General features: G+C 41.5%; 12 protein-coding genes. 2 read left to right on the forward strand and 10 right to left on the reverse strand.

Features of this window, described 5'->3' with window-relative positions:
- Positions 1 to 37: 37 nt before the first annotated feature.
- Positions 38 to 1954, reverse strand: a complete 1917-nt coding sequence (gene dnaK, locus H5164_RS04230) for a molecular chaperone DnaK (RefSeq protein WP_124017656.1) — start codon at positions 1952 to 1954, stop codon at positions 38 to 40.
- A 700-nt stretch (positions 1955 to 2654) separates the two neighbouring features.
- On the opposite strand from dnaK, the gene H5164_RS04235 reads away from it, so the two are divergent.
- Positions 2655 to 2990, forward strand: a complete 336-nt coding sequence (locus H5164_RS04235) for a hypothetical protein (RefSeq protein WP_124017657.1) — start codon at positions 2655 to 2657, stop codon at positions 2988 to 2990.
- Between the two features lie 102 nt (positions 2991 to 3092).
- Here H5164_RS04235 and H5164_RS04240 read toward each other — a convergent pair whose 3' ends face one another.
- From H5164_RS04240 to H5164_RS04255, 4 genes are all read right to left on the reverse strand, one after another.
- Positions 3093 to 4367 carry a glutamate-5-semialdehyde dehydrogenase gene (locus H5164_RS04240; protein ID WP_182754917.1) on the reverse strand — a complete coding sequence of 425 codons (1275 nt, stop codon included), beginning with the start codon at positions 4365 to 4367 and terminating at the stop codon, positions 3093 to 3095.
- Between the two features lie 10 nt (positions 4368 to 4377).
- Entirely contained in the window at positions 4378 to 5487 is a 1110-nt protein-coding gene (gene proB / locus H5164_RS04245) for a glutamate 5-kinase (protein WP_124017659.1), read from the reverse strand.
- Positions 5488 to 5770: 283 nt separating this feature from the next.
- Complete coding sequence (locus H5164_RS04250; RefSeq protein WP_182754919.1) at positions 5771 to 7060, reverse strand: NCS2 family permease; 1290 nt, start codon at positions 7058 to 7060, stop codon at positions 5771 to 5773.
- Positions 7061 to 7905: 845 nt separating this feature from the next.
- The gene (locus H5164_RS04255) at positions 7906 to 9447 is read right to left on the reverse strand and encodes a leucyl aminopeptidase family protein (RefSeq protein WP_182754921.1); all 1542 of its coding nucleotides are present in this window, start codon (positions 9445 to 9447) and stop codon (positions 7906 to 7908) included.
- A gap of 182 nt (positions 9448 to 9629) precedes the next feature.
- On the opposite strand from H5164_RS04255, the gene H5164_RS04260 reads away from it, so the two are divergent.
- Positions 9630 to 11093, forward strand: coding sequence for an aminoacyl-histidine dipeptidase (locus H5164_RS04260; protein WP_182697849.1), 1464 nt, complete (start codon positions 9630 to 9632; stop codon positions 11091 to 11093).
- A gap of 93 nt (positions 11094 to 11186) precedes the next feature.
- Here the strand turns inward: H5164_RS04260 and dinB are convergent, their stop codons facing one another.
- The 5 genes from dinB to H5164_RS04285 form a co-directional block, all read right to left on the reverse strand.
- A complete protein-coding gene (gene dinB, locus H5164_RS04265) occupies positions 11187 to 12266 on the reverse strand; it encodes a DNA polymerase IV (RefSeq protein ID WP_182754923.1) in 1080 nt (359 codons plus the stop codon).
- 136 nt (positions 12267 to 12402) lie between these two features.
- Positions 12403 to 12870 carry a bacterioferritin gene (gene bfr, locus H5164_RS04270; RefSeq protein WP_124015678.1) on the reverse strand — a complete coding sequence of 156 codons (468 nt, stop codon included), beginning with the start codon at positions 12868 to 12870 and terminating at the stop codon, positions 12403 to 12405.
- A gap of 12 nt (positions 12871 to 12882) precedes the next feature.
- Positions 12883 to 13353 carry a bacterioferritin gene (gene bfr / locus H5164_RS04275; protein WP_124015677.1) on the reverse strand — a complete coding sequence of 157 codons (471 nt, stop codon included), beginning with the start codon at positions 13351 to 13353 and terminating at the stop codon, positions 12883 to 12885.
- A gap of 232 nt (positions 13354 to 13585) precedes the next feature.
- Positions 13586 to 13810, reverse strand: coding sequence for a (Na+)-NQR maturation NqrM (nqrM, locus tag H5164_RS04280; RefSeq protein ID WP_124015676.1), 225 nt, complete (start codon positions 13808 to 13810; stop codon positions 13586 to 13588).
- 85 nt (positions 13811 to 13895) lie between these two features.
- Positions 13896 to 14909, reverse strand: a complete 1014-nt coding sequence (locus H5164_RS04285; protein ID WP_182697846.1) for an FAD:protein FMN transferase — start codon at positions 14907 to 14909, stop codon at positions 13896 to 13898.
- Positions 14910 to 14958: the final 49 nt, after the last annotated feature.

Raw genomic sequence — 14958 nt, forward strand, 5'->3', positions numbered from 1 at the left:
AACGCCCGCTTTTAAAGTAACTAACTGAAATGGTTAATTACTTTTTGTCGTCTTTAACTTCTTCGAACTCAGCATCAACAACATCATCAGCAGGCTTAGATTGGCCAGCATCTTGTGCTTGGCCTTCAGCTTCGCCTTGCGCTTTAGCTTGAGCAATTTCCATTAACTTAGCAGACGCTTCGATAAGAGCTTGAGTTGCAGTGTCCATTGCTTCTTTGTCTTTGCCTTTAATAGCCGTTTCTAAAGTTGCAATTGCCGCTTCAATCTTTTCTTTTTCATCGCTTGCTAAAGCATCACCAGCTTCTTCAACTTGTTTTCTAGTTGAATGAGCTAAACCATCGGCTTGATTACGCGCTTTAACTAACTCTTCAAATTTCGCATCTTCGTCAGCATGAGCTTCGGCATCACGTACCATTTGCTCTACTTCTTCATCAGACAAACCAGAAGAGGCTTTAATGGTAATGTTTTGCTTCTTACCTGTTTTCTTGTCTGTTGCAGACACATGTAAGATACCATCAGCATCGATGTCGAACATCACTTCAACTTGTGGCTGGCCACGTGGTGCAGGCTCAATACCTTCAAGGTTAAATTGACCTAAAGACTTGTTTGCACTCGCTTGCTTACGCTCACCTTGAAGTACGTGAATTGTCACGGCACTTTGGTTGTCGTCAGCGGTTGAGAATACTTGCTGAGCTTTAGTCGGGATAGTGGTGTTTTTATCGATAAGCTTAGTCATCACACTGCCCATGGTTTCAATACCAAGAGACAATGGTGTAACGTCAAGTAGCAATACGTCTTTCACTTCACCTGAAAGTACGCCAGCTTGAATCGCCGCGCCAACTGCAACCGCTTCATCAGGGTTGACGTCTTTACGTGGCTCTTTGCCGAAGAAGTTAGTTACCGCTTCTTGTACTTTAGGCATACGAGTTTGACCACCAACAAGAATCACTTCATTGATGTCTGATACTTTTAAATCAGCGTCAGCTAGGGCAACTTTTAACGGCTCTAAAGTACGTTGAATTAAGTCTTCAACTAATGACTCTAATTTAGAGCGAGTAATTTTAACCACTAAATGTTTAGGGCCTGATGCATCTGCAGTGATGTAAGGCAAGTTAACTTCAGTATGGTTAGTGCTTGAAAGCTCGATTTTTGCTTTTTCAGCAGCTTCTTTCAAACGTTGCATCGCTAGAGGATCTCTACGAAGATCTAAGCCTTGGTCTTTCTTAAATTCGTCAGCTAAATAGTTGATTAAGCGGTTATCGAAATCTTCACCACCTAAATGAGTGTCACCATTAGTTGCTAACACTTCAAATGTTTGGTCACCATCATTACTGTCGATTTCGATGATAGAGATATCAAATGTACCACCACCTAAATCGTAAACGGCAACGACGTTGTCGCCTTGCTTCTTATCGATACCATAGGCAAGTGCAGCAGCCGTTGGTTCGTTGATGATACGCTTAACATCAAGACCTGCGATACGGCCAGCATCTTTAGTTGCTTGACGTTGTGAATCGTTAAAGTAAGCAGGAACAGTAATAACCGCTTCAGTCACTTCTTCACCTAAAAAGTCTTCAGCTGTCTTTTTCATCTTTTTCAAGATTTCAGCCGACACTTGTGGTGGTGCCATTTTATTACCACGAGACTCAACCCATGCATCACCGTTATCAGCGCCAATAATTTTGAATGGCATGATGTTTACATCACGTTGCACTTCATCGTCTTTAAAACGACGGCCGATTAAACGCTTAATCGCAAAAAATGTGTTTGCAGGGTTAGTAACAGCTTGACGCTTAGCAGGTTGGCCAACAATAATTTCATCATCGGTGTACGCGATGATTGAAGGGGTTGTGCGATCACCCTCTGCGTTTTCAATTACGCGTGCTTTGCCGCCATCAAGGACTGCTACACACGAGTTTGTTGTGCCTAAATCGATACCAATAATTTTGCCCATGGGGTCCTCCGAAATTGACGTTATTCGTCGCAAATATGTTATTTGATGTTGATATGGGGATGAACAACCAGTATTTCAAGCATTTTATTGCTTAACTTGAGATTCATATTAACCACTCATATCAGCCTTGATACCTATATTGGGACAGCAAAGTGAATTACAAGGGGAATGCTAAAAATTTATCATGTTTTACTGATATTATTGACGCAGCATCAAGAAGCGAAGGGGTTTTCTCTTCAACTAACAACAACAGCTCAAATAATTGTATTGTTGAGCTTACCACTGCAACGTGAGGCTAAACCGCCTGTTTATTTTATTTTGGTTAGCTGTAACAAGGCGCAAGCTCTGCCATGTCTTTTACTATTACCCCTTAAGCCTTTTACGTCTCATAACAGCATGAACTGCTCGAATATTAGTCTCAAATAATCCAACGTTACTTAGGCACTGATGACTGACCTTTGCAGCCGAGTTTACCGATGGCTAACATCAGCTAGCTCAGAGAGAATAGGCACTCGGGTATGTTTTAATCCTCCCCATATTAGCTAACCCTATCAGCAGAGTTTATCGTCAGGATATTAAACAGCGATAGATAAGCATTAAATAACGCTATTCATTTGATAAAAACACAACTAAAGTTATAAAAGTATCAAGGATGCTTAGAAAACAATCAAAATGCAATTAATTGAAGAGGTAGTAGGCAATGGGACTGCCAAGATGGAATTTAAGTGATAACACGGAACGTAAAATACGCATTATTATTTTAATCGTTGTGGCATTAATCCTTATCTATGAAAAGTTTTGTGGCATGAGCTCCACTCAATATCCAGCGATGTATTTAAGCGTGTTTTCACTGATAGCCACGTTTATGACCAATGCGGTACAGCGTCGCTATTTCACCTATGTAATGGAATACGCTCAAGCATTTAGAATTGTAGCCATATTAATGACCGGAGCATTTTTTGTGATTTGGTTGTTAACCACCTATGAACGCTTGAATGAATCCGCAATGCCAAGCCATCTTATTTATAATATGTAATGCGCTATTTGATTGTCAAAAACCGACTCTACATCCACAAAATATCAATAATAAGGACGCTTAACAGCGCCCTTATTATCATGAATACCATCACCCAATCAGTTATTGTCTACAAGTATAATCGCCCCAGGCGAGCCACTTATACGTCGTCAAGGCATCTAACGCCATGGGACCACGAGCATGCAATTTTTGGGTACTCACGGCAACTTCTGCGCCAAGACCAAACTGTGAACCGTCTGTAAAACGAGTACTGGCATTCACATACACTGCAGCGGAATCAACTTGATTCATAAAGTCGCTCGCTGTGTGAATGTTATCCGTTAAAATAGCCTCAGAATGTCCTGTCGAATATTGACGAATATGCTCCACTGCTTCGTCAATATCATTGACCACTTTGATCCCTAACGTAAGTGATAACCACTCGGTTGAGAACGACTCATCATGCGCTGGAGTAACATCAAAACCTAGACCGTCAAGATAAGGTAAGGCAATGGCACAAGCATGGAAACGTACCCCAAGCGAATGTAAATGTGAGGCAATATTTGGAATAAATTCAGCGGCTACCTGTTGATGTATTAGCAATGTATCTAAGGCATTACACACTGTTGGGCGTTGCACTTTAGCGTTAGCAATCACATCTATTGCACGGACTAAATCGGCCTGTTTATCAACAAATAAATGACAGATGCCAATCCCACCAAGAATGACTGGAATACTCGATTGTTCAGCACACAACCGCTGCAGATTTTGTCCACCACGGGGGATAATCATATCGACATATTTGTCGAGCCGGAGCAAACCACTAACAAGACTACGCTCAGGTGAATCAATAAGCTGCACGGCATCTTTAGGTAAATCTAGGCTCACGAGTGCATCTCGAATGACTTCACTTAGCACTTTATTGGAAGTTAGGGTTTCTTTACCGCCACGCAAAATCACAGCATTGCCAGTCTTTAACGCTAACACGGCAATATCAACGGTGACATTTGGCCGAGCCTCATAAATCACTCCCACTACCCCTAATGGGACACTGCGACGAGTTAAGCGTAAGCCGTTATCTAATACTCGACTTTCAGCTTCTTTACCGACAGGATCAGCTAGGGCGATGACATTATCAATGTCAGCGATAATCCCGCCAAGCCGTCCTTCGTCCAGCATCAACCTATCGATCATGGCTTCGGTTAAACCACTTTGCTTCGCAGCAATGATATCTTGTGCATTGGCTTGTAAAATATCATCTTTCCGCTGAGCTAAGTGATCGGCAATAGTTGCTAACAACAGGTTTTTCTGTTTTGCCGTTAAACTCGCTAAGATAAAACTGGCAGCTTTAGCGCGTTGGCCGAGTAGGGTTAAATATTCTGTTTCTGTGGCTGACATCTGCTTATCCTTAATTATCGAGTACGACCATATCATTGCGATGAACAACAGCATCACCGTAGTTATAGCCGAGTAAACTTTCTATGTCATCAGAGTGTTTACCGCTAATTTTAATTAAATCATTGGCACAATAACGGCTAATGCCTTTAGCCAAAATCTTACCGATTTGATTCACGATCAGTAAAGTCGCACCGCGCTCAAAATGACCTTCTACATCAATAATACCTTTAGACAATAAGCTACGACCGTTAGCAACGACGGCAACCGATGCTCCAGCATCAATGACTAATTTACCTTGCGAAGCTGGGCCGGCAAGGATCCATTGCTTGCGACTTTCTAATGGATTTTCTATGGCACTAAAATGAGTTCCAACAGACTCTCTAGCCGCTACTCTGGCGATAACATCAGGATGATGACCGGAAGCGATGACCACTTCAATCCCCGCACGGCGAGCCACATCGGCAGCTTCTAGTTTGGTTGCCATACCACCCGTTCCAAGTCCAGACACAGAACCGCCAGCTAACAAACGCAAACTGTCGTCGATATTAACAACTTGTTTAATCAACTGTGCTTCTGGATGCGTGCGCGGATCGGCATCAAATAAGCCTTTTTGGTCAGTCAGTAAGATCAGTAAATCAGCATCGCAAAGTAAGGCTGCACGGGCGGACAAATTATCATTATCACCCACCTTAATTTCATTGGTGGCAACGGCATCATTTTCATTAATGATCGGGATAATATTATGAGCTAATAATGCATTTAAAGTGTCACGGGCATTTAAATAACGTTCGCGATCTTGCAAATCAGCACGAGTTAACAATAACTGGCCAACATGTAAGCCGTAAATACTGAACAATTGTGACCACGCCAAAATTAACTGACTTTGACCTACAGCTGCAAGTAACTGTTTATTCGCCATAGTGTCGGGCAACACCGGATAATGTAAATGCTCTCGCCCAGCAGCTATTGCGCCCGATGTACACAATACAACTTCAACGCCTGAACGCATAAGCGAGGCCATTTGCCTGGCCAATTCAACCATATGTGCTTTATCGAGCTTTTTACTGCCAGATGTCAGCACGCTGGTGCCTAACTTAACTACTACGCGGCGATAACCCATTTATCTCACTCAGCTTGCAAAAAATATTCAGTTCATTTTTATACCCAATTCACTCGATAATTCATAGTGAAAGCCGCTAATAGTGGAATATTTATCGAGATTAACTATTTTCAGGTTAATAAATGGTTATCAAACAGTCTCTAATCCTGCTAACTCAGTTTCATTAAGCTTAAATAGCTTGGCTATTGGCGCCTTATTAGAAAAACAAAAAAAGGGCTAATAGCCCTTTTTTGTTTTGGCCTTAGCCAATTTATAACCATTTACCCTATTGATGGGCAAAGGATTAACTATAAATAAATTTCGCCACAAACAATGCTGCTACAACTAAAATACCTGAATTTAAATCTTTAAAACGTCCTGTCATCAATTTGATTGCAGCGTAAGAAATAAACCCAAGGCCAATAGCATTGGCAATAGAGAAAGTTAACGGCATTAATAAACATGTCACCACCACTGGAGCGGCTTCCGTTATATCTTCCCAATCAACATTCACCAGACCCGACATCATTAAAATAGCCACGTAAAACAAGGTACCAGTTGTTGCATAAGCTGGCACCATAGCAGCTAACGGCGATAAAAATAACGCCGCAACAAACAACAATCCAACCACCACAGCGGTTAAACCTGTGCGGCCGCCAGCACTTACCCCTGCAATACTTTCAATATAGCTAGTCGTCGTTGATGTACCCAATGCAGCACCGGTAATGGTGGCAACACTGTCTGCTGTTAATGCACGTTTAACTCGCGGCAAGCGGCCTTTGTCATCCAGTAATCCACCACGTTGTGCAACAGCAACTAAGGTGCCAGATGTATCGAATAAATCAACAAACAAAAAAGCAAAGACGACAGATAACATGCTAATTTCTAATACACTAGACAAGTCCATTTTCATGAATGTCGGAGCAATAGACGGTGGCATAGCAACTAAGCCTTGATACTGTACGTCACCAAAAATCATGCCGAGAGCCGTCACGATCAGAATACTAAAAATAACTGCCGCTTTCAGGCCACGATGCACCATAGCAATAATTAAGAAGAAACCTAACGCCGCCATCAAGGCTGGAAATGAGGTAATGTCACCCATAGTCACTAATGTTGCAGGACTTGCCACAACAATGCCGGCATTTTTTAAGCCAATTAATGCTAAAAATAAACCAATACCTGCCGCGATACCAAATCGCAATGACATAGGAATACAGTTAACAATCCACTCGCGAATCCTAACTAGAGATAGAATTAAGAAGCACACCCCAGACATGAACACCGCACCAAGGGCCGTTTCCCAGCTATAACCCATTTCACCAACTACAGTGTAAGTGAAAAAAGCATTAAGCCCCATACCAGGCGCTAATGCGATAGGGTAATTAGCCAATAAGCCCATAACTAAGCACCCTATGGCAGCGGCTAAACATGTGGCAACAAATACCGCACCATGATCCATTCCTGCATCAGCAAGCATCATAGGGTTGACGAAAATAATGTAGGCCATGGTTAAGAAAGTAGTAAGACCGGCTATCGCTTCTTGTTTAAGACTCGTGTTGTGTTGTTTAAGTTTAAATAATTTTTCTAACATGGAGCGAAGGTCCTTGGGCAAAGGTTAACGTTGAGTTTATCGTTTTAATCGTTACAGATGAGGATAAGGCATGCTTACATGCTAAGCCGACATCTTTACGCAGGATAGGTGTGAATCAGCGGGAAATTATAAGTACTTACGACCTTGATAGCTATCAATTGCCTTTTTATTGAAAGATTTCAGTTTTTTATATAACGCACTAACCAATTGGCTAAATTTCAGGTAAAAAAAAGCCTACTCAAAAGAGTAGGCAGACATGTTACAAGCATTCCGTATGGGGAAAGGAAAGCTAGCACCACTGAATGTGATGTGGTAATAAACTATTAGTTTATCACCTTGTCTAAACCGTCAAACGAGACGAACAAAAGGTTGATGGATATTAAAACGACGTAAAGAGGGTCAATTCTTAACGTTTCATGGCGAATATACCGCCACGTAAAACTGTCACATCAGCAAACCAAGTGTTTTGCCAATAAAATTTGCTGCTACCTGTATAAGACATGGTCTTCTCCTGAATAAAGTTAAGTTGCATAAACCTAGTAAAGCTTGGCTCGGTTCCCTGGAACGTACATTTCTCAAATCCATTGAGACAACTTGTCACTCAGATCCTTGGAGGCTATATCCATCCTGGATTAACTAGAGCCGGCAATGATATTCCTTGCCGACGAAATGAATTATACAAAACTGTAATTTAATTACAAGTATTATTTGCTTTAATTCACAAAAACTTCATTAAAAGTGATTTAATTACAATAATTTCTGATTATAACTATGTTAACTCATTGTTATCGGCATGTGATCTTCAAAATAATACCATTAATTACAACAGCTTAATCACGCGCCGCCTACAAAAAAGAAAACTGTAATAAAGCAACCAAAGGGCTTGCAGTTGGCTTTCCGTAGAGAGGATCGCCCTCAACAGCACTGCCTGCAATATCGATATGGGTAAATGCCAGTTGTGTTTCGGCTAATCCAGAAGCTTTTATCAAGAAAGCGGCAGGATATTGATGCCCACGAGCCGTAATTGAAGACGGAGCATTATTCGATGACATCACATCTGCAGCGCCATTTTTATCGGCAACTTTATCAAAGTCTTCTGGACGTAATTGTGAAACCTCAAATGGTTCCCCCCATAATTGCCCCACTTCAGCTAATGTTGCTGCAACACCTTGCTTTTTAGCCACGCTATTTTCAACTAATGCAGGGTAACCACCGTAGGCTCGTACAACATGACCGGTTAACGTCGCCACCGAAAACAATTGTGGATTCACCGCAGTTTGAGCCTGTAAACGTAAATGGGATAACAAATCGGCTAGCACTAAACGCCCTTCAGCATCGGTATTACCTATACGGACTCGCACACCTGCGTGACTGGCAATAATTTCATCGGTAACAAATGCATCACTGCCAATACTGTTTCTCACTAATCCAAGCTCGGCGACCACTTTGATCCCTTTAGGTTTAAGTATCGATAGCGCCTTCATTAAACCGGCAACCGCAGCTGCGCCACCTTTATCACGGCTCATGCCAGCCATTGACCCGGCAACTTTAATATCAGCGCCACCAGTGTCGTAAACCACGCCTTTACCTGCAAAGAATAAGGTTTTGGTAATAGTGCCGTCACCAACATATTCAAGCTTTACCACTCGTGGATGATGACGAGCCACATCAAAAGAGCTTCTGCCAACAGCGCTTAATAATGGATATTGCGCTTTTAACTGCTCGGCTTGATCAATCACAGATACAGCCAAACCGCTATCAGCAAAAGCATCAACACAATATTGTGCAAACCCAATAGCCGACATACGCTCAGGTTCTGTACCACAAAGATCGCGCGCCAATACTCGTCCAGACTCTGCCGCATTAAGTAATAAACTATGGGTGGCGGTATTCAATAATCCAATCGCGGTTAAACTCGGTGGCAAAGACTTTGCTTCTCGTGCTTCTAACGGTTGCCAAAGCTCTTGTCCACAAGCTAGTGCGGCAACTTGTTCAGCATTAGCAAAACGCTTGTCAGTTACACTTGGTACAACTAATAAAGGTTTAGTGGCACCTGCGGCTTTAGCAATGGCAATCCCTTCTCGAGCAGCTTTGGCAAAAATCCTCACATCGCTATACTCATTGCCGCTATCAGCCACTGGAGAGATGATCAATCGACCACCGGCCAACCCCGGTGCAAAAAGGAGCGTGGCACTTTTACCGACACGCATATCAATTTGGCGAGCGTGTGCAGCAAGCAAACTCACTTCATCTTGTTTAATCTCAGCTAAACTCGTCGCTATCACGACAACAGCGTCCCAACCTTCGCCTTCAAAAATAGCCCCATCACTTATGACATCAATAATTGGCACTTGGAACGCGGTAACCGCTTTATTCACTTGGGTCATACAAGATCCTTACTCTTTAGGAATACAGATAAATTAGTGGGTTCATAATTATTTACAGATTTGTGGACTAAACCTTGGCAAATCGGTATCGCAATATCAAGTAACTGCGCAGAATATGTTAAAATAATTGCAGTTATATTCTGTGTCGTATATCGACTTGATTTCATCTTAGAGGGCGTTTCGTGACTGCATTAACTCAATTATATCCTCAGCCTCTATGGCAATGGTTTGAACAAATTTGCGCTATTCCACATCCATCAAAGCATGAACATGCGTTATCACAACATATTCAGCAATGGGCAAAAGCTCAAGGCCTTGCGGTTGTTGAAGACAAAGTCGGTAACTTGATCATCCGTAAGCCTGCCACAGCAGGAATGGAAAACTGTAAAATAGTGGTGTTACAAGCGCACATTGATATGGTGCCGCAAAAAAATGCCGACAAAGTACATAACTTTGAAACCGATCCGATTGAAGCTTATGTAGACGGTGATTGGGTTAAAGCTAGAGGAACAACCTTAGGTTCTGATAACGGTATTGGTATGTCTTCGGCGCTGGCTGTTTTAGGCAGTAAAGATATTAAGCACGGGCCACTCGAAGTGCTGCTCACCATTGATGAAGAAGCTGGCATGACGGGCGCTTTTGGTTTAGAAGCCGGTTACCTTGATGCAGAAATCTTAATCAACACCGACTCTGAGCAAGAAGGTGAAATCTACATGGGTTGCGCCGGCGGTGTTGATGCACAGATAAGTGTACCAATGTCCTGGCAAGCACCAGAACAAAGCAACGCCAGCTTTTCACTGACCATGTCAGGATTAAAAGGCGGTCACTCTGGGGTTAACATTCACCTTGGACGTGGTAATGCCAATAAGTTATTAGCGCGCTTTTTGTTTAAATACAGTGACGAATTAGCCCTAGAGCTAGTTAGCTTTAGTGGTGGCTCGCTGCGTAATGCCATTCCGCGTGAAGCTAACGTGCAATTTATGCTACCAGCAGAAAATATTGACGCACTAAAGCAAGCCATTGAATCGTTCCAAGCCCTAGTACGTGAAGAATTAGCCGTTGCAGACCCAGGCATGCTACTGAGCTTAGCCACCATAGATGCACCCACCAAAGTCATGGGCGAAGAAGCGCAAAATACCTTAATCGACTTATTACATGCTTGCCCTAACGGCGTAATGCGCATGAGTGATGAAGTGGAAGGCGTCACTGAAACATCACTAAATATAGGCGTGATCAGCACTGAAGATGAAAGCGTAGAAATATTATGCCTTATTCGTTCATTAATTGATTCAGGTCGTGAAGAAGTCACCGGTATGCTAACCGCACTATCAAACCTATCGGGTGCTAGCATTGATTTAAGCGGTGCTTACCCGGGGTGGAAACCAGATACTAGCTCACCTGTAATGGCAATTGTGCGAGACACCTATAACGATATTTATAAAAAAGATCCTACCGTGATGGTTATCCATGCAGGTCTAGAATGTGGTTTATTTAAAGAGCCTTATCCACTAATGGACATGGTCTCTATTGGGCCGACTATTCGTTATCCACATAGCCCTGATGAAATGGTCAACATCACCACTGTTGGTCAGTACTGGGAATTGCTACTTGCCGTATTAGAGCGTATTCCAGCTAAAGAAGCGTAATCAATAGCGATGATTTATGCGTAAAACTAAAAAACGACAGAAATGTCGTTTTTTAGTTTTAGACTTGAGCGTTTTTCATTGCAATTCTAACATTTAAAACTGCAAATCAAGCTGAGTAATATGTGCCACTGGATTATCTGTAACAGCCAGTGTTGTATCAGCTAAACCAACACTAACCCCCAATAAGCGAATACCTCGCCCTTGGCTGCGCAGCAAAGCCTGTTGCAGTAAATCATGAAACAAATTAATCGACATTTCATCACTGCGATGTTCGATGGTGGTCTGTTTAAAATCATTAAATTTCAGCTTCACAACTTGCTTGTGGATCTGTCTATCTTTAGCACTGCGATGAACCCGAGCACTCAGTTCTTGAATCAGCTGTGGTAATACTTGACGGCATTGCTCTAAGGTAAAAATGTCTTTGGCTAACGTAGTTTCAACCCCAACTGACTTTCGTACCCGATGCGGACTAATTTGTCTTGGATCTATCCCTTGTGATCGCTCAGCTAATACATGACCAAATTTACCAAATACCTCAATTAATTGCGCTTTTGGATACTGTTGCACGTCGTAGCAGGTGATTAAGCCAATATCAGCTAACTTTTTTGAAGTGACTTTACCGACGCCAGGAATTTTACTCAGAGGAAGATCTTTTACAAAATCACTAATTTGATTAGGAGTGATGACATATTGGCCGTTGGGTTTATTTAAATCGGAAGCGATTTTAGCTAAAAACTTAATCGGTGCAATACCCGCTGAGGCGGTTAAACCTGTGGTCTCAAATATATCATTTCGAATAGCCTTGGCAATTAACGTGGCGCTGCCTTGGTGAGCATCGCAATCAGTCACATCAAGATAAGCTTCGTCTAGAGACAAGGGTTCGACAAGATCTGTGTATCGATGAAAGATCTCACGTATTTGCACAGACACCGATTTATATACATCCATGCGCCCTGGCACTAAAATTAACTGCGGGCACAGCTGCAGTGCATGATAACTAGACATAGCACTTCGCACGCCAAATTTGCGGGCCTCATAACTGCAGGTACTTATCACACCGCGACGATCACTTCTGCCGCCAACAGCAATGGGCTTTCCTCGTAATTCAGGAAAATCGCGCATTTCTACCGCAGCAAAATAACAATCCATATCGATGTGAATGATTTTACGCATTCTATAACCATCATCATTTACTCAATTAAAAACAATGATACTGTATATAAAAACAGTATTCAATCATTGTCTCACGAACACAAAAAAGCCCAAACTGAGTTGGGCTTTACTAACATGTAACGTGTCGACTAAGTCGTTACATTTTAGTCTGTAAATAGTTCTGTAAACCAATACGTTCAATAAGACCTAATTGCTTTTCTAACCAATACATATGATCAGATTCAGTGTCATCTAATAACACCTCTAAAATTTCACGGGTTTGGTAATCAGCCTTTTGCTCACACAAGCCGATAACCTTACGTAAATGATCAGCCACATGGTATTCATATGCAAGATCATTTTGTAGCATTTGTTGCACATCTTTACCTATGTTGAGCGCTTCACGACTGGCAACATCTGGAGTGCCTTCTAAAAATAAAATACGTTGGATCAACTTAGCTGCATGTAATTTTTCATCGTCTGATTCATGTAGAATACGGGTATAAAGTTCGTTAAATCCCCAATCCTCATACATGTGAGCATGGACAAAATATTGATCCATAGCAGATAATTCGCCGGTTAATAAACTATTGAGCGCATCGATGACTTCTGGATGACCTTTCATAATAATGTCCTATTAATCGTTAATTTGTGATTGAAGGTAATTTTGAATACCCGTTTGAGTGATGAGCTCTTGTTGTGATTCAATCCAATCTAAATGCTCTTCTTCATCTTCGAGTAAATCTTCCATTAAATCGCGACTAACATAATCTTGCTGAGTTTCGCATACCTTAATGGCTTCACGCAAAATGGCAATTTGTTCCGTTATCGCAGTGAGATCGCAGCTAAGCATTTCTTCAGCATGTTCACCAATACGCAATTTATCTAACTGTTGTAGGTTAGGTAAACCTTCAAGAAACAATACACGTTCAATCAGCTTGTCAGCATGCTTCATGTCTTCAATCGATTTTTTATATTCTTTCTCATTAAGCTTTTCCAATCCCCAATGCTTAAACATACGAGCATGTAAAAAGTATTGGTTAATAGCGGTCAGCTCACAAGTAAGTACACGATTGAGTTGGCTGATGACTTTAGGATGACCTTTCATAGTAGTGTCCTCGAGAAGTAATGTGATCTTGATCAATTACAAACAGAATAAAACACTATAGGGTAAAATGCAAATTATCCTTTATTTTCACACACTTACAATTGATAACCATTATCATTATAACTAAGCTTTGTAACTGACCAGCAATACTCAAGCATAAAAAAAGCCTTCAAAATGAAGGCTCTTTACAAAGCATTAGTGAAATAACCTAAGCTTAAAATAATTAACGAGGTTAAATAATGCGATTTTGGTTAAGCAACTTATTTCGAGCTTGCTCTTTTTCCATACGGCGTTTGCGTTTATCACATGGATCATCACAGTCACAGGCTTTCTCTATACCTAAAACACCTAAACCACCGCAACTGCCTTCTACCGCTTTTTTCTTTACGATATAGCCAATGGACATTAGCAAAAAAAATAATAATAAAACCACAAACGCTGCAATAAATGTACTCATCACAAACTCCTATTGACTCATTCAGATTAGGGTAAACTGGTTCAATAAATTAGTAGCTCAATCAACCAGTTTAAAAATAAGCAAGCTACTTAAGATACGATTTAAACGCATCACTGTAATAGACCTGATATCCCTGCTCTTGCTTCTCTATCAACATTACCGCTAAATTGTTCTTTTTAGCTAACGCCAATGAAGCCTCTGTACCTAACACCATCATGGCCGTTGCATATCCATCTGCGGTCATACAACTAGAGTGTAACACGGTTGCTGAAGCTAATTGATGCTTTATTGGATAGCCGGTACGAGGATCAATTAAATGTGAGAAGCGCTCACCATTTTCTTGATAAAAGTTACGATAATCACCCGAAGTTGCCAATGACATAGTGCCAGGTTCAATGATTTGCTGAACCGCTTGACCTTCGCTGGTTGGTTGCTCTACAGCTACTCGCCAAGGGGTATTATCACTCTTAGTTCCTTTGACATTCAGTTCGCCACCAATTTCAACTAAATAACCAGATACATGATATTTATCTAATAAAGCGGCAACCTTGTCGACGCCAAAACCTTTGGCAATTGAAGATAAATCGACATACAAATCTGCATTATGCTTGGTTAATGTCAAACCGTTTACAGACAGCTCATGTATGCCCATTTTAGCTTTTGCTGCATCAATTTGAGCTTGAGTAGGTTCTGATATAGGGCGCTTATCGGGACCAAATCCCCATAAATTAACCACTGGGCCTAAAGTGATATCTAATGCACCATCAGTCTCATTATAAAGACGCATGCCCTCTTTAATCACCTTAATTGTATCGGCCGAGACGCTAACGCTCTGCTGCACCTGCAATTGATTAAACTTAGACAGTTCTGAGTCAGGACGGTAAGTCGACATTTGATCGTTAACCACCTCCAATGCCATGTCAATTTCAGCTTGCAGTAGTTGTGGTTCGGGTAAGCTTTTATTACTGACCACTTTAATATGATAAGTGGTACCCATTGTACTGCCAGATAATGAAATAATAGGCTCTGGAGAGCTACATGCACTCACGATTAATAAAACCGCTGGCAATAGCAGTAACTTGATTGAATTTACAGTCATCTCAAATTTACACTTGTATTAAATGAACAAAAAAAATTGCAGCATGCGA

The sequence above is a fragment of the Shewanella sp. SG41-3 genome, from assembly GCF_014164545.1.
Taxonomy (GTDB): Bacteria; Pseudomonadota; Gammaproteobacteria; order Enterobacterales; family Shewanellaceae; genus Shewanella; species Shewanella vesiculosa.